We start from the raw sequence: 15,007 nt of genomic DNA on the forward strand, positions 1-15,007 counted from the left end.
CGCGCCCTGAGAATCATTGGTAGGAAACCAGCTTTGCTTCATTTTCATGGCCGAAATCTGGCTTCACGCCAAGGAATGATGCGGAGCGGCGAATGATATTGGCAACCACCGGGGCGGCATTGAGACCGGAGGTCGCACCCAGTCCCGGCTTCTCCGGCTTGGGCTCGTCCACGATGCTGAGCACGATATATTGCGGGTCATCCATCGGAAAGGCGGCGAGGAAGGCGTTGAACCTGACACCGGGCGCATAGCGGCCATTGACCACTTTTTCGGCCGTGCCGGTCTTGCCGCCGACGCGGTAGCCGGGAACTTCCGCACGCTTGCCCGATCCCTTCTCTGCGTTCAGCCGATAGAGATAGCGCATATCGGCGCTGGTCTGCGGGCTGACGACTTGCGTGGAGCGGGCGATGGCTTCTTCCTCGGTTCGCGGCAGGAAGGTCGGGTTCATCAGCCTGCCGCCATTCATCAGCGCCGCCGCACCCACCGCCGTCTGCAGCGGCGTGGTGGACATGCCGTGGCCAAAGGCGATGGTGATCGAGTGGACCTTCTTCCATACCTTGGGCTCGGTCGGCCGCGCCACTTCCGGAAGCTCGGTCTGCAGGCGGTCGAGCAGACCGATGCGCTTCAGAAATTCCCGGTGGCCTTCGATGCCGACGACATCGGCCTCGCGCGCCGAGCCGATATTGGAGGAATAGATGAAGACCTCGGGCACGGTGAGCACCCTGCCCTTGCCATGGAAGTCGCGGATCGTCTGCCGTCCGATGGTGATCGGACGCCTAGCATCGAAGGTGCTGTCGAGCGTTACCTTGCCGGAATCGAGCGCCATGGCGGTGGTGAAGCTCTTGATGGTCGAGCCCATTTCATAGACGCCGGCCGACATGCGGTTGAGGCGATCCTTGTCGAGCGCATTATAGGGGTTATTGGGGTCGAAATCCGGCACCGAGGCCATGGCCAGCACTTCGCCGGTCTTGGCGTTGAGCACAACCGCGCCGGCTGCGATGGCTTGGTATTTCTCAAGCGCGCGGGTGATCTCGTCATGGACGATGTGCTGCACGCGGTTGTCGATGGACAGTTTCACCGGCTTGAGATTGTCGGCCTCGACCAGGCCGCTGGCGCGAAGATCGGCCAGGCCCTGGTCGTCGATATATTTTTCCATACCGGCAATGCCCTGATTGTCGATATTGGTGAGGCCCAGAATATGCGCTGCGGTCGAGCCGCCCGGATAGAAGCGGCGCTTTTCGGTGCGAAAGCCAATGCCGGGAATGCCGAGCTGCATGATGTCGGCCTGCTGGCGCGGCGTAAGCTGGCGCTGCAGCCACACGAAACCGGTGCCGCTCTTGAGCTTGCGATAGGTCTGTTCGACCTCGATGTCAGGCAGGACGGTCTGGAGCTTCTCGATCACCTCGTCGGCATCGATGATGCGGCGCGGCTCGGCAAACAGCGAAGCGGTCTTGATGTCGGTCGCCAGCACTTCGCCATTGCGGTCGATGATATCGGGGCGCGAGGCGGTGATGCGCGCGACCGGCCCACTGGAAGCTTCCGGGTCCTGCAGGCCGAGATAAACGAGCCGACCGGCAATGGTCGCATAGATGCCGAAGAAAACCGCCATGGTCATGACGACCCGGTTTTTGGCGCGGCCGCCGATGGCCTTGCGGGCGCCGTCCACCACGATGGATGGAGTTGACGCTTCGGCGTTCGACTTGCGTTTGCGCCAAAGCTTCATCATTGCACCACCGCTCCCGTAACCACCTTGTCGGTTCCGTTGTCTGCCATGCCCCCAAGGGGCTCGTTCAAGATGTCCTGGATCTCTATCGGCCGTGGCGGCAGGTCTTCCAGATCGACGATCTGTCGCGCCTCGACCGGCTCCAATTGAAGTTGAGACTGATAGATCTCGGTCAGCCTCTGCAAGCGCGAGGGCTGGGTAAGCAGGCTCCAATCGGCCTTCAGGAGATCGATCGAATCCGCCTCGAAACGAATCTGCTGCTCGATCCTGCGCAATTCGGCGAGCTGGTTTTCCGCCTCATGCTTCGTCTTGTAGGTGAAGGCGGCAGCCGAAACCATGACGGCAATGAGGACGATGTCGGTCGTGCGGAACATTTGACGTTACCTTTCCGACTGGATTTCGGGCAGTTTGGGCAGGCCGAAGATCGAAAAATCGGCGGCGCGTGCCGGCGCTTCAGTGCGGATCGCAGCGCGCAGCTTGGCCGAGCGCGCGCGCGGATTGGCCTCGATTTCGGCATCCGAAGCGGCAACCACCCCACCGGCCTTGCCGAATGTCGCCGGGTTCACCTGCGCTTCCGGCAGATAGCGCGAACCGGCAGCGCTGCCGGAACGGTCGGCAATGAAGCGCTTGACGATCCGGTCCTCCAGCGAATGGAAAGTGACGACGACCAGCCGCCCGCCGGGTTTAAGCGCCCGCTCGGCCGCAAACAGCGCACGTGCCAACTCGCCCAACTCGTCATTGACGAAAATGCGCAGCGCCTGGAACACACGGGTTGCCGGATGGATCTTGTCCTTGGGGTTGCGCCCGACATGATCGGCGATGGCTTCGGCCAGATCGCGCGTGCGCTCGAAGCCGCGAACGGCGCGGCGCTTCTCGATCATCCGGGCGATGCGGCCGGCATGCCGCTCCTCGCCCAGAAAGCCAAAGATACGGGCAAGGTCGCCTGCCTTGAAGCGGTTGACGATATCGGCAGCACTTGGCCCCTTCTGCGCCATGCGCATATCGAGCGGCCCATCGGCACGAAAGGAAAAACCGCGCTCGGCCTGATCGAGCTGCATCGAGGAAACGCCGATGTCGAGAACGACACCGTCGACATCCTGCGCATAATCATCGAGGCGGGAGAACGGGCCATGCACCAGAAGCAGGCGCCCGCCAGAGGCTGCCTCCAGTTCCCGCCCGGCAGCGATCGCATCAGGATCGCGGTCGACTGCCACCACCGACGCACCGGCGGCAAGCAGCGCCCTCGTATAGCCACCGGCGCCAAAGGTGCCGTCGACAATCACTTCGCCTTGCTTCGGCTCCAACGCGGCGATCACTTCCTGGAGGAGAACCGGAATGTGACGGGCCGGTCCGCCAACGGCGCTATGGTCTTCGCCGTGACCCGCCATCATTCCGCTTCCTCCACCCGCCCTTCGCCCGTCCCTCGACGAAGCTGCAAAAGCCGTGCGCGCACCTGTGCGCCATAAGCGCTCAAACGCTGCGGCTCCCATATCTGGAAGAAATTGCCGCGGCCGACAAAGGCAATTTCCGAGGAAATGCCGGTATGTTCGCGCATGAAGTCGGTGACCGTGATGCGCCCATCCTGATCCAGCTTCAGGAACATTCCATCGCCATGGCAAAAGAACGACATATCGTCCGCCGTCTGCAAGAACGGATCCTCGAGCGCTATGCGCTGCTCGTAGCGGTCGAGCAGGTCGAGCCCGCCGACATCCAGCGCCGGCACGTCGAGTGCCCGCAGCGCATATAATTCGCCGTAGCCGCGCCTCTGCAGAACCGAGCGAAAATGCGCCGGAACGGAGACCCGCCCCTTGGCGTCGATCCTGTTTACCGCATTTGACAGGAACCGGTCCATCACTCGATACAGCCGCCTCCGTCGCGCCCCTCATCACCGCATCCTCCAGCCTGCCGCGTTGCGTGACCGTGATGCTCTTTTCCCTGCTTTCGAACACAGCAAACCCGGCTGGCACCACCGCTGCGACTGCTCGCTTGGGGAACGCCTCACCCGGTACTGGAACGAAGACTGGAATGTATGAATGGGATATCATGGGACTGTATGGGCGTCAACGGGAACAGGCATTCAGGCGGCCACTACGAGGGCTCCTCGCGCGGCTTTGGCAGCATTCGGATATTTATCGTCCGTTAAGCTTAACAAGCCGTTAGGAGCGCGACTTTCGTCGTGGTTTTGCGCCCTTGCCCGCGCCTGAGGACAGGAATAGCGTTGAGGCAGTCCATGTCCCCGCCGAAAGACCCTCTCGCCATGTCCGAAGCCCTTCAGTCCCGCGCCGCTACGCTTGTCCATCTTCGCGGCAAGACGCTAAAGCGCGGTGATTCCGTGCCGCTGCCGCTGACCATGGCATCGACCTTCCATGCGCCCGGCGATTCCACCGGATTTCACCAATATGGCCGCTTCTCCAACCCGACATGGGATGCGGTGGAAGAAATGCTGGCCCATCTGGAGAATGCGCCCTGCATCGGCTTTCCCTCCGGCATGGCGGCGATTGCGGCGGTCTATTTCACTCAGTTAAAGGCCGGCGACCGCATCCTGCTGCCGGCAGATGGCTACCCGACCGGACGCGGCCTTGCCGAACGCTATCTCGGCAAGCTCGGTGTCAGCTTCGACACTCGCCCGACCGCGACCTTCCTCGATGGCGGCTTTGCCGGCTATCGCCTCGTCTTCATCGAAAGCCCGTCAAATCCGGCTCTCGACATTTGCGACATCGCGGCGGTTGCAAAGGCTGCCCATGCCGAAGGCGCGATCGTCATGGCCGACAACACGACGATGACACCCTTCGGCCAGCGGCCGCTCGATCTTGGCGTGGATATTCTGGTCGCCGCCGACACCAAGGCGCCCAATGGCCATTCAGATGCGCTGTTCGGCCATGTCGCCAGCCGCGACCCCGACATCATCGCGGCCGTCAAGGATTGGCGCCAGACATCAGGCAGCATACCCGGCGCCATGGATGCATGGATGCTGCATCGCGGGTTGGAGACGCTGGAACTGCGCTTCGAGCGCATGTGCAATACAGCCGAAGTCCTCGCCAGGCGACTGAAGGAGCGGAAGATCCTCCAGTTGGTGCGCTATCCCGGACTGGAAGACGATCCGTCGCACAATCTCGCGCGCGCCCAGATGGATCGGTTCGGCTTCCTGATCAGCCTAGTGCTCGCATCGGAGGAGCAGGCCGAGGACTTCATCAATGGCTGCAGCCTCATTCAGGCTGCGACATCCTTCGGCAGCGTGCACAGCTCGGCCGAGCGCCGCACAAGGCGGGGCGACGCCGTGCCGCCGGGCTTCGTGCGTCTGGCCGTGGGCTGCGAACCGGCCGAGGAGTTGTGGGCCGCGATCAAGGCGTCGCTGGATCGGCTGGGCTGAATCAAACTCGGAAGGTAATCGCTCAACCGGCTGAAACAGCGGTGAAAATGCCAGCCAGCCTATAAGCCGGGTTCTGTATGGCCCTCGCGCCCGAGGGCACGAAAACGTGGCGGCCATTCGTCTTGGACGCATGTTGCCATGCGCCTCACGCAACCTACCCGGATGGCGGGGCCGGAAACAGCCCTGAAGGTTTCCCTTCACACCATCCCTATTCGGTCTTGCTCCCGGTGGGGTTTGCCCTGCCGCTCCTGTTGCCAGTCGCGCGGTGGGCTCTTACCCCACCCTTTCACCCTTGCCATGGCAAGCCATGGCGGTTTGCTTTCTGTGGCACTTTCCCTGGGGTCGCCCCCGCCGGTCATTATCCGGCACCGTGTTTCCATGGAGCCCGGACTTTCCTCACCCGCAGCCTTTCGGCTCCTGCTGGTGCGGCCGCCCGGCTGGCTGGCAAGTTCTATAAAGGGACTTGTAGGCCAAAACGCAAATGAAAAAGCCTGCACGACAGGCAGGCTTGCTTCATTGTGCTCAGGAGGCTTGCGATCAGTTGGCAGCGAGGTGCTGCAAAACCTTGCCGCAATAGGCCGAAGACACCGGATTCATCCGCTTGGCCGCATGACCAGCATTGTATTTCAGGATAGTGCCGCAGGTCGTGCCGCCGCCCAGCGAATGGGCCTTGGCGAGGTATTTCATGCCGTATTTGATGTTGGTCTCGGGGTCGAACAGGCCTTTGCTGCCGCCGCTATAGCCCATCATGCGCGCCGTCGACGGCTTGATCTGCATCAGGCCGATCTCGCCGGCGCTGCCGCGCGCATCGGCGCGATAATTGCTTTCGACCCGAATGACGGCATGGGCAAGCGAAACGGGAACGCCGTAGGAGGCCGCATATTGCGCGACCAGCTTGCCATAGCGCGGGTCCTTGCTCGCGGCGGCCTTGGCGGCAACCTTGGCGCCCTTCTTTCCGATCGATGCGGTCTGCATCATGTCCAGCGCAAGCTTCTTACCCTTCTTGCGGCTCTTCATCACCACGCTCTTGGGGCTGGAAGCCTTCTTGGACTTCGCCTGGGCGGTCTTGGCCTTTGCCGCCGGCTTCTTCTTCGGTTGCGTTGAAGCGGCCCGCTTGCTCTCTTTCTTGGGAGTGACTTCCGCCTTCTCAACCTCCGGCTTGTCAGTCTTGACGGCCGGCGTCACCACCGAATTGTCCTTGAGGCGCCCGCTCATGCTGGGATGCGGCTGGGAATGCGCAGCAAAACTCGTCAAGCCGACAGCAAATGCCGCCGTCAACACAGTCCATCTCTTCATGTCTTCCTGTTCTTTTTCTTGGCCGCGCGAATATCTTCACGCAGCAACCCTTACTCAAAAGCCTGAACCATTCTTGTAGTCAGGCCTCACACAGGGCGGGATTTGACAAGGGAATTGGCGGCAATGAAGGCCGGCGAAATCACTTTCGTTAACCGAATGTAACGCTATGGATTTCGTTGCTATACTTGAGCAAAACTGATGTGCAGGGATGAAAGAAGGCGACGCAAGGTTTCGACTGTGCTGGCATCGGCGACACCGTCAATCCTGGCGGGACGGAAATGGCGCTGGAAGGCGGCAACCACGATCTCCGTGGAGGCATCGAAAATCCCCGTGATCTCAACGCCGTAGCCATAGAGCTCAAGCATCGACTGAAGCTCTTCCACCAGCCGTCCACGGTCGCCGTTTTTGAGTGCCGGCCCGTCGCCGATCGGCACCGGCTCGACAAAATGGCCGACATTCGCCGTGGCCAGCCTCTTCCACGGGAACTTTTCGCCGGGATCCACCTTGCGACCAGGTGCCACATCAGAATGCGCTAAAATTCGCTCCGGCACGATGCCGTGGCGGCCACAAATACCCTGGCAAAGGGCGATTACGGCCTCAATCTGCCTGTCGGGAAACTCCGGATAGCCGAATTCATGGCCCGGATTGACGATCTCGATCCCCACCGACCAGGAGTTTATGTCGCTCACGCCGCGCCAGGAACTCTTGCCGGCATGCCAGGCACGATCGCTTTCGCGCACCATCTGCACGATGGCGCCATCTTCATGCACCAGATAATGCGAGGACACTTCGCTGACAGGATCGCAGAGCCAGGACTCGGCCGCCTTGGCGGTCGGCATGCCGGTATAATGGAGAATGATCGTGTCTGGCCGGTCGGTGCCACGCCGCGGATTGAAATTCGGCGATACACGGATTTCAACACCGGCATGGTCAGCCAGGAATCCGCTCATGCAGCTCGCGCGCTCCGTTCGATCAGTTCATAGGCCGCGTTGATTGCGGCAATGCGTGTGGTTGCGATCTTGATGAATTCTTCCGGCACGCCACGGGCAATCAACCGATCCGGGTGGTTGTGGGCGACCAGCGTGCGATAGTGCTTGCGCACATCTTCGAACGGGCGGCCGCGCTCGATTCCCAGCACGACATAGGGGTCTGCATCGCCGAGGTCGAGATGCCGGGCCAGTATGCTCTGATAGTGCTGCTCCCCGATGCGGAAAATTTCGGCCACGCGTTGCAGGAATCTGCCCTCGCGCTCATGCAGCATCCCGTCAGCCTTGGCGATGTGGAACAGCCCGTCCAGAATGTCTTCCAGCATGGCGCAGTTCTGGTGACCAGAGCCGCACAGACCTGCCATGCGCCTCGCGTAGGTTTCGAAGCCGGCAACATCCGCCTTGGCCAGGTCGTAAAGCCGCGCCACATTGTGCGCCTCCTCAGGAGGAATGTCGAAAATCTCGCGAAAGGCACGTATCTCGTCTTGCGTGACCACGCCGTCGGCCTTGGCCATCTTTGCCGACAGCGCGATCATCGCCACCGAAAAGGCGACGCGGCGACGCAAATCCGCATCGCCCTCGAATACGGTGCGCACGGCTTCGACCATGCCGGCAACGCCGGACAGGGCGGAAGCGGATGCACGGGATATGAACTCGCCTATGCGGTCCCAGATCGACATGGGCCGCTTATTAGGACGAAACGCGCCGATTGGCGAGGCGCAAATCCCACCTTCTTTCAGGTGAGATCGGAAATTAACGGTTCGGGCGGTGGCAAAATCGGAAACGGAAATGCAAGAAAGGCCGGCGAGGCCGGCCTTTCCAATGCTCTTACAAGCCTGACGACTGCACGGTTTTACTGCGCAGGAGCCGCCGGCTGGGTGGTGCCGCCAGTGCCGGTCTCGGGCGCAGGCGTTTCCGGAGCCGCTGCCGGCGGGGTGGTTTCAGGCGTGGTTTCGGTTGCCGGCGGCGTCGTGCTCTGAGTCGTGGTGCTGTCAGTGCTGTCGCTGCATGCGGCAATACCGAACAGGGCAACAGCGGAAACCGTGGCAAGAATGAGTTTCTTCATTATCTCTCTCCTAACGAACAACACCCAGTCTACCGGGCGGTCGTGTTAGGAATGTGCACAATGGCGCTTTGGTTTCGTCACTTACGCTGACTCGACGAAACATTTCGTCAGGCACGGACTGTCGATTGACCTCACCGGATACTTGCAAACGTTGACTAATGGATTTTGTTCAGCCTTAGAAACCGTTTCCGGCAACAAGGTATGACGCAACATGAAAGCAAAGCGCTGGGACTTCTGGATCGACCGCGGCGGCACATTCACCGACATCATCGGTCGCGATCCGAACGGCGTCCTGCATCCGCACAAGCTGCTTTCTGAAAACCCGGAAGCCTATCGTGACGCCGCCATCCACGGCATTCGCGACCTGCTCGGCATTCCGGTTGGCCGGCCGATCCCGCCCGGCCTGATCGGCGACATCAAGATGGGCACGACGGTGGCCACCAATGCGCTGCTGGAACGCAAAGGCGATCGCGTCCTGCTGCTGATCACCAAAGGGTTTCGCGACGCGCTGCGCATCGCCTACCAGGCGCGGCCCGATATCTTCGCCAAGCAGATCATCCTGCCCGAACAGCTTTATGAGCGGGTGGTGGAGGTGGAGGAACGGGTCCGCGCCGATGGCAGCGTGGAACAGGCGCTCGATCCGGACGCGACCCTGCCTTCGATCGAACAGGCGCGCGCCGACGGCATCGATGCGGTGGCGATCGTCTTCATGCATGCGTGGAAGTTTCCCGAGCATGAGCAGAAGGTGGCCCAAGCCTGCCGCGACGCCGGTTTCGGCCAGGTCTCTGTCAGCCATGAGGTTTCGCCGCTGATCAAGCTTGTCGGCCGTGGCGACACTGCGGTGGTGGATGCCTATCTCTCGCCGATCCTGTCGCGCTACGTGCAAAGGGTGGCGACGGAGCTGGGGATCGAGGCCGGTCAACGGGCGAAGCCCGCAAGCGCGACCGCGCGTCGGCCGTTACCGGCCGCCCAAGCGGAGGCCAGCGAGCAAAGCGAGCGCTCGGCCGAGAGCCCAAGATTAATGTTCATGATGTCGTCGGGCGGCCTCACCGCTGCCGAGAAATTCCAGGGCAAGGATGCGCTTCTGTCGGGTCCGGCCGGCGGCGTGGTCGGTATGGCAGAAACCGCCAGGCTTGCCGGCTTTGACAAGGTCATCGGTTTCGACATGGGCGGCACCTCGACCGATGTCGCGCATTTCGACAGCGACTATGAGCGCGCCTTCGACACTGAGGTTGCCGGCGTGCGAGTGCGCGCGCCGATGATGCGCATCCATACGGTAGCGGCAGGCGGTGGCTCGATCCTGCACTACACCTCCGGCCGCTTCCAGGCCGGGCCAGATTCGGCCGGCGCCAATCCCGGTCCGGCCTGCTATCGCCGGGGCGGGCCGCTTGCCGTCACCGACGCCAATGTCATGCTCGGCAAATTGCAGCCCGATTTCTTTCCCGCGATCTTCGGGCCCAATCAGGACGAGCCGCTGGACGCCGAGATCGTGCGGCGGAAATTCGAGGAACTGGCGGTCGAGATCGGCGACAGCCGCAGCCCGGAAACGGTGGCCGAAGGCTTCATCACCATCGCGGTGGAGAACATGGCCAACGCGATCAAGAAGATTTCGGTCCAGCGCGGCCATGACGTCACCGAATATCTGCTGAACTGCTTCGGCGGCGCCGGTGGCCAGCATGCCTGCCTCGTCGCCGACGCGCTTGGCATGGAATCCGTGCTTATCCATCCATTTTCCGGCCTGCTTTCGGCCTATGGCATCGGGCTTTCCTCGGTCTTCGCCTCGCGCCAGCAGGCACTGCTCCAGCCCTTGGCGGATGAATCGCTCCCGGACATAGGCGATTTGATTGCAGCACTCGGCAAGGAAGTGCTCGCCGAACTTGGCGATCAAGGCATTGCCGAGGCGGATGTCTCGTCGCGACCGCTGCTGCATGTGCGCTATGACGGCACCGACACCACCCTGCCCGTCTCGTTCGAAACCGGTTCGATTGAAGCCGCCATCAAAAGTTTCGAGGCGGCACACAAGGCGCAGTTCGGCTTTGTCTATGACGACAAGCCGATGATCGTCGAAGCTGTCAGCGTCGAAGGCACCGACATGGCAGGAAGCGGCGGTGACGAACCGCTGCAGGAGGTGGCCGAGCAATCGCCCGAGCCCGGCGAAAAGCGCAAGCTCCATAGCGACGGCGCATGGCACGATGCAGGCATCTTCCGCCGCGAGGCAATGTCTCCCGGCTGTAAGGTCGGTGGCCCCGCCCTTATCATCGAAAGCCACCAGACCATCGTGGTGGAACCGGGCTGGCAGGCCGAGATCACCGCGCGCAACCATATTCTGATGCGCCGCATAGCCAAGAAGCGGCGGATGGCAGCACTCGGCACCGAAGCCGATCCGGTGATGCTCGAGGTGTTCAATAATCTGTTCATGTCAATTGCCGAGCAGATGGGGCTGACGCTGCAAAACACCTCGCATTCGGTCAATATCAAGGAGCGGCTCGACTTTTCCTGCGCCGTTTTCGAGAAGAACGGCGCCCTGGTGGCGAACGCGCCGCATATTCCGGTGCATCTGGGCTCGATGGACCGTTCGGTGGAAACCATCATCCGTCTCAATGAAGGCGATATTCACCCCGGCGACGTGTTCGCGCTCAACGCGCCCTATAATGGCGGCACGCATCTGCCGGACATAACTGTGGTGACGCCGGTGTTTGAGGAAGCAGGCTCTTCTACCTCCCCCTTGTGGGGAGGTCGCGCCGAAGGCGCGGAGACCCCCACCCCGGACCTGCGGTCCGACCCTCCCCACAAGGGGGAGGGTAAAGAACGCCGCATCCTCTTCTGGGTCGCCTCGCGCGGCCACCATGCAGATGTCGGCGGCACCGCGCCCGGCTCGATGACCCCGATGGCAACCACGGTCGACGAAGAGGGCATTCTGTTCGACAATTTCCGCCTGGTGGAGCGTGGTCGCTTCCGCGAAAAGGCGCTGCACGACCTTTTGACCAACCACTCCTACCCCGCCCGCAACCCGAGCCAGAACATTGCCGACCTCAAGGCGCAGATCGCCGCCAATGAGAAGGGTGCGGCGGAATTGCGCAAGATGGTCGCGCATTTCGGGCTGGAGGTGGTGGAGGCCTATATGGGCCATGTGCAGGACAATGCCGCCGAAAGCGTGCGCCGCGTGCTCGAACGCCTGCCGGACAGTTCGCATTATGAATATCCGACCGATACCGGCCAGGTGATCAGGGTAAAGATCACCGTTGATCGCAAAAAGCGCGAGGCGACGGTGGATTTCACCGGCACTTCGAAAGTGGAGAAGAACAATTTCAACGCGCCGGAGCCGGTGGCGCGCGCCGCCGTGCTGTATGCGTTCCGGGTGATGGTCGAGGGCAATATCCCGATGAATGCCGGCTGCCTGCGGCCGATCAACATCGTCATTCCGGAGGGCTGCATGCTCAAGCCGACCTATCCGGCAGCGGTGGTGGCCGGCAATGTCGAGACCTCCCAGCACGTCACCAACGCAATTTTCGGGGCGATGGGCGCATTGGCCAATGCGCAAGGCACGATGAACAACCTGACCTTCGGCAATGACCGCTACCAATATTACGAGACGATCTGCTCCGGTTCGCCGGCAGGCCGGATGAACAGCGGCCAGGGTTTCCACGGCACCCCGGGCGTCCATACCCACATGACCAATTCGCGCCTGACCGACCCGGAGATATTGGAGCTGCGCTTCCCCGTGGTGCTGGAGGATTTCCATATCCGCGAAGGATCGGGCGGCGAGGGCAAATGGCATGCCGGCGACGGCACGCGCCGCACCATCCGCTTCCTGGAGCGGATGGAATGCGCGATCCTCTCCTCGCACCGCAACCGGCCGCCTAAAGGCATCGATGGCGGCGGCGATGGCGAGGCGGGCGCAACGCAGGTGCGCCGCAATGACGGCACGGTCGAGACGCTACGCGCCTGCGACCAGACTACGCTTGAAGCCGGCGAGGCGGTGATCGTGACCACACCGACTCCGGGCGGTTTCGGCAGGTAACGCTTGGAGCCGTTCTGGTTTAAACGGATCGAGAAACGGCTCTAAACTTTGGCCGCATTTCCGGACGCAAAACCGTTTCACACTTTTGCTGGAAAATGCCTATTCCAGCGCGGCAACCAATGCTGCCACCAGCGCCTGCGGCTTGTAGCCGATCTTGGAAGGTGTCAGCCCGAGCCGCAGCACGACAAGCCGGTGCGAGGGGATGATGGCCGTCGACTGGCCGTCATGCCCGAGCATCCAATAGGCATCGTTGGGCAGATCGATGCCGCCATCCGGATCGGCACCGACCGGTCCCGGCCCGGTCGGGCCATGCAGCCAGACCTGCCCTCGCCCATATTCGTCATTCGAGGCGGGTGCTGCCTCATGCATCCAGGCGACGAAACCGGAGGGCAGCAGCTGCCTCCCGTTCCACGCCCCGTCATCGAGCAGGAACTGGCCGAAGCGCGCCCAGTCCCTCGCGGTTGCATAGAGATAGGACGAACCGGCAAAGGTGCCGCGGGCGTCGGTCTCGAATATGGCACTCGCCATGCCGAGAGGGTCGAACAATGCGGCGCGCGGCCATGCCAGCGCCCGGTCAGGATCGCCGACCGCATCCTGCCACAGCTTCGACAGCAACGCAGCCGTGCCGCTGGAATAGCTCCAGACCTTGCCCGGCTCGCCTGACAGCGGCTTATCGGCGGCGAAAGAAGCCATGTCCGGCTCCAGATAGAGCATGCGCGTGACATCGGTCACGTCGCCATAATCCTCGTTGAAGGCGAGCCCCGACGACATCGCCATCAGGTCGGCGAGGCTGATCTGTGCACGCCTATCCGCCTTCCAGCTCTCAAAAAGGCCCTTGGCTTCGAGGCTCATCTTGCCGTCGCGGATCAGCGTTCCGACCAGTGCGGCATTGACCGTCTTGGTCATCGACCAGCCAAGCAGCGGGGTCGAGGCTGAAAAGCCATCGCCATAGCGCTCGCCGACAATGCGCCCATCCTTGACCACCACGACTGCGCGCATGCCCGGCCCGGTCAGGCCCGCATCGTCGAGTACTGCGGCAAGCGCTGGATCTTGCGAAGGCTGGACATGCTCGCCTTGCGGCCACAGGGCTTCGGGGTCGGCGACTACCTCCGCTGGCGGTTCCTGCGCGAAGGCTCTTGCCGCTTCCAAATCGCCATCCGGCACGGTGGCGCAGCCGCCATTGTCACGCGCGACGGCAAGCCCGCCGCCAAACAGGCCGAACAGCCCGGCTTTCACCGTTCCGGCTTCAGGATCGACGCTAACCGACATCAGCCGCAAGAGCGGATGGCCGGGTGCCTGCACATCGACCTTCAGCACTTCGGCAGCATTCCGCCCGGCGACGAAGACATTGGAACAGACGATCTTGGCTGCATAGTTCGAGCCCACCTGGATCAGAGCCGGCGGCGCGACATAAAGCCAGAGGCCGATGCCGGTAATGACAAGCAGAACCGCCGCTGCCAGCCATTTCGCACTTGTCCGCAGGACCCGCATATTCATCCCTCCCGCTTCGCCGCAATAGCGGTCTTCACGCAATTGTCATGGCCTGTCATAACCATCAACGGAAAATCAACCATGTTGGCGCAAGACAGAACTGGCTGCCCGTAACCACGGACAGCGGCAGAATCGATGATAGGGGCGTGACTCATCGGGCGCACCCCGGTTAAATGCCGACGCCGGAATTACGGTGCGAAGGAGAGGGTATGCGCCGCATTGCGCCGCTGATACTGCTTGCAGCCGCGCTGGCCGCCTGCACCACTATGGACGACCTCGCTCCGGTCGGCTCCTCGACAACGACCACGACCTTCACCCATGGCGAGGTGATGGTGCGCTATCCGCGCTTCGACGACAACGACCCGCACAAATGGACGGCGCGCGCGCCGTGGCAGCACCCCGTCCACGGCACCGACGTCTCCAAATATCAGATGTCGGTCGATTGGCAGAAGGCAAAGGCCAGCGGCATTTCCTTCGCCTTCGTCAAGGCCACCGAAGGCGGCGACCGCGTCGATGATTATTTCCGCGAGCACTGGCGCGAAACGAAGGCTGCCGGCATTCCCCGCAGCGCCTATCATTTCTACTATTTCTGCCGCACGGCAAAGGAGCAGGCCGAGTGGTTCATCCGCAACGTGCCGCGCGAGCGTTCCGCCCTGCCCCCGGTGCTGGACATGGAATGGAACCCGCAATCGCCGACCTGCAAGCTCAGGCCGCCGCCGGCGACCGTGCGCAGCGAGATGCGGACCTTCCTGGAGATCGTGGAAAAGCACTACGGCAAGAAGCCGATCATCTACACCTCGATCGACTTCTTCGACGATAACGGGCTTTCCGGCTTCCACGGCTACCCTTACTGGCTGCGTTCGGTCGCCGGCCATCCGGGCGAACGCTATGGCAGCCACCCCTTCACCTTCTGGCAATATACCGGCACCGGCGTCGTGCCCGGCATCAGAGGCGATGCCGATATCAACGTCTTCAATGGCAGCGAGGCCGCCTGGAACAAATGGCTTAAGCAAAACACGCATTAAGCTTCATCTTGCCTGCTTTTCGCCATGTC

Annotated in this window: 12 protein-coding genes and 1 other RNA gene; 3 read left to right on the forward strand and 10 right to left on the reverse strand. The window is 62.1% G+C overall.

What is annotated here, in order from left to right; translation table 11 throughout:
• Nucleotides 1-13: 13 nt before the first annotated feature.
• The 4 genes from EET67_RS10255 to mraZ are packed head-to-tail and all read right to left on the reverse strand — an operon-like array spanning nt 14 to nt 3,575.
• Complete coding sequence (locus EET67_RS10255; protein ID WP_128626030.1) at nt 14-1,726, reverse strand: peptidoglycan D,D-transpeptidase FtsI family protein; 1,713 nt, start codon at nt 1,724-1,726, stop codon at nt 14-16.
• A complete protein-coding gene (gene ftsL / locus EET67_RS10260) occupies nt 1,723-2,097 on the reverse strand; it encodes a cell division protein FtsL (RefSeq protein ID WP_128626031.1) in 375 nt (124 codons plus the stop codon). The genes EET67_RS10255 and ftsL overlap by 4 nt, the downstream gene beginning before the upstream one ends.
• A gap of 6 nt (nt 2,098-2,103) precedes the next feature.
• Nucleotides 2,104-3,114 carry a 16S rRNA (cytosine(1402)-N(4))-methyltransferase RsmH gene (gene rsmH, locus EET67_RS10265; protein ID WP_128626032.1) on the reverse strand — a complete coding sequence of 337 codons (1,011 nt, stop codon included), beginning with the start codon at nt 3,112-3,114 and terminating at the stop codon, nt 2,104-2,106.
• Complete coding sequence (gene mraZ, locus EET67_RS10270; protein ID WP_128626169.1) at nt 3,111-3,575, reverse strand: division/cell wall cluster transcriptional repressor MraZ; 465 nt, start codon at nt 3,573-3,575, stop codon at nt 3,111-3,113. The genes rsmH and mraZ overlap by 4 nt, the downstream gene beginning before the upstream one ends.
• 405 nt (nt 3,576-3,980) lie before the next feature.
• Between mraZ and EET67_RS10275 the strand changes: the two genes are divergently transcribed.
• The gene (locus EET67_RS10275; protein ID WP_128626170.1) at nt 3,981-5,093 is read left to right on the forward strand and encodes a cystathionine gamma-lyase; all 1,113 of its coding nucleotides are present in this window, start codon (nt 3,981-3,983) and stop codon (nt 5,091-5,093) included.
• Nucleotides 5,094-5,139: 46 nt separating this feature from the next.
• On the opposite strand, the gene rnpB is transcribed toward EET67_RS10275, so the two are convergent.
• From rnpB to EET67_RS10300, 5 genes are all read right to left on the reverse strand, one after another.
• Nucleotides 5,140-5,538, reverse strand: an RNA gene (gene rnpB / locus EET67_RS10280) — RNase P RNA component class A.
• A 92-nt stretch (nt 5,539-5,630) separates the two neighbouring features.
• Nucleotides 5,631-6,389: a lytic transglycosylase domain-containing protein gene (locus tag EET67_RS10285; protein ID WP_128626033.1), complete on the reverse strand. Its 759-nt coding sequence runs from the start codon at nt 6,387-6,389 to the stop codon at nt 5,631-5,633.
• A gap of 179 nt (nt 6,390-6,568) precedes the next feature.
• Nucleotides 6,569-7,339, reverse strand: a complete 771-nt coding sequence (locus EET67_RS10290; protein WP_128626034.1) for a peptidoglycan recognition protein family protein — start codon at nt 7,337-7,339, stop codon at nt 6,569-6,571.
• A complete protein-coding gene (locus EET67_RS10295) occupies nt 7,336-8,055 on the reverse strand; it encodes a J domain-containing protein (RefSeq protein WP_128626035.1) in 720 nt (239 codons plus the stop codon). The genes EET67_RS10290 and EET67_RS10295 overlap by 4 nt, the downstream gene beginning before the upstream one ends.
• Before the next feature lie 173 nt (nt 8,056-8,228).
• Nucleotides 8,229-8,441 (reverse strand): hypothetical protein, encoded by a 213-nt coding sequence (locus EET67_RS10300; protein ID WP_128626036.1) that lies wholly within the window; start codon nt 8,439-8,441, stop codon nt 8,229-8,231.
• 211 nt (nt 8,442-8,652) lie between these two features.
• On the opposite strand from EET67_RS10300, the gene EET67_RS10305 reads away from it, so the two are divergent.
• A complete protein-coding gene (locus tag EET67_RS10305) occupies nt 8,653-12,462 on the forward strand; it encodes a hydantoinase B/oxoprolinase family protein (RefSeq protein WP_128626037.1) in 3,810 nt (1,269 codons plus the stop codon).
• Nucleotides 12,463-12,561: 99 nt separating this feature from the next.
• On the opposite strand, the gene EET67_RS10310 is transcribed toward EET67_RS10305, so the two are convergent.
• Nucleotides 12,562-13,953, reverse strand: a complete 1,392-nt coding sequence (locus EET67_RS10310) for a serine hydrolase domain-containing protein (RefSeq protein ID WP_128626038.1) — start codon at nt 13,951-13,953, stop codon at nt 12,562-12,564.
• A 209-nt stretch (nt 13,954-14,162) separates the two neighbouring features.
• Here EET67_RS10310 and EET67_RS10315 point away from each other — a divergent pair, with 209 nt between their 5' ends.
• The gene (locus EET67_RS10315; RefSeq protein ID WP_128626039.1) at nt 14,163-14,978 is read left to right on the forward strand and encodes a glycoside hydrolase family 25 protein; all 816 of its coding nucleotides are present in this window, start codon (nt 14,163-14,165) and stop codon (nt 14,976-14,978) included.
• Nucleotides 14,979-15,007 lie beyond the last annotated feature (29 nt).

The organism is Borborobacter arsenicus, assembly GCF_003934165.1.
GTDB lineage: Bacteria > Pseudomonadota > Alphaproteobacteria > Rhizobiales > Rhizobiaceae > Pseudaminobacter > Pseudaminobacter arsenicus.

Coding starts and splice junctions, on each gene's coding strand:
- EET67_RS10255 (WP_128626030.1), bottom strand. CDS start 1,726: ATGATGAAGCTTTGGCGCAAACGCAAGTCGAACGCCGAAGCGTCAACT.
- ftsL (WP_128626031.1), bottom strand. CDS start 2,097: ATGTTCCGCACGACCGACATCGTCCTCATTGCCGTCATGGTTTCGGCT.
- rsmH (WP_128626032.1), bottom strand. CDS start 3,114: ATGATGGCGGGTCACGGCGAAGACCATAGCGCCGTTGGCGGACCGGCC.
- mraZ (WP_128626169.1), bottom strand. CDS start 3,575: ATGGACCGGTTCCTGTCAAATGCGGTAAACAGGATCGACGCCAAGGGG.
- EET67_RS10275 (WP_128626170.1), top strand. CDS start 3,981: ATGTCCGAAGCCCTTCAGTCCCGCGCCGCTACGCTTGTCCATCTTCGC.
- EET67_RS10285 (WP_128626033.1), bottom strand. CDS start 6,389: ATGAAGAGATGGACTGTGTTGACGGCGGCATTTGCTGTCGGCTTGACG.
- EET67_RS10290 (WP_128626034.1), bottom strand. CDS start 7,339: ATGAGCGGATTCCTGGCTGACCATGCCGGTGTTGAAATCCGTGTATCG.
- EET67_RS10295 (WP_128626035.1), bottom strand. CDS start 8,055: ATGTCGATCTGGGACCGCATAGGCGAGTTCATATCCCGTGCATCCGCT.
- EET67_RS10300 (WP_128626036.1), bottom strand. CDS start 8,441: ATGAAGAAACTCATTCTTGCCACGGTTTCCGCTGTTGCCCTGTTCGGT.
- EET67_RS10305 (WP_128626037.1), top strand. CDS start 8,653: ATGAAAGCAAAGCGCTGGGACTTCTGGATCGACCGCGGCGGCACATTC.
- EET67_RS10310 (WP_128626038.1), bottom strand. CDS start 13,953: ATGCGGGTCCTGCGGACAAGTGCGAAATGGCTGGCAGCGGCGGTTCTG.
- EET67_RS10315 (WP_128626039.1), top strand. CDS start 14,163: ATGCGCCGCATTGCGCCGCTGATACTGCTTGCAGCCGCGCTGGCCGCC.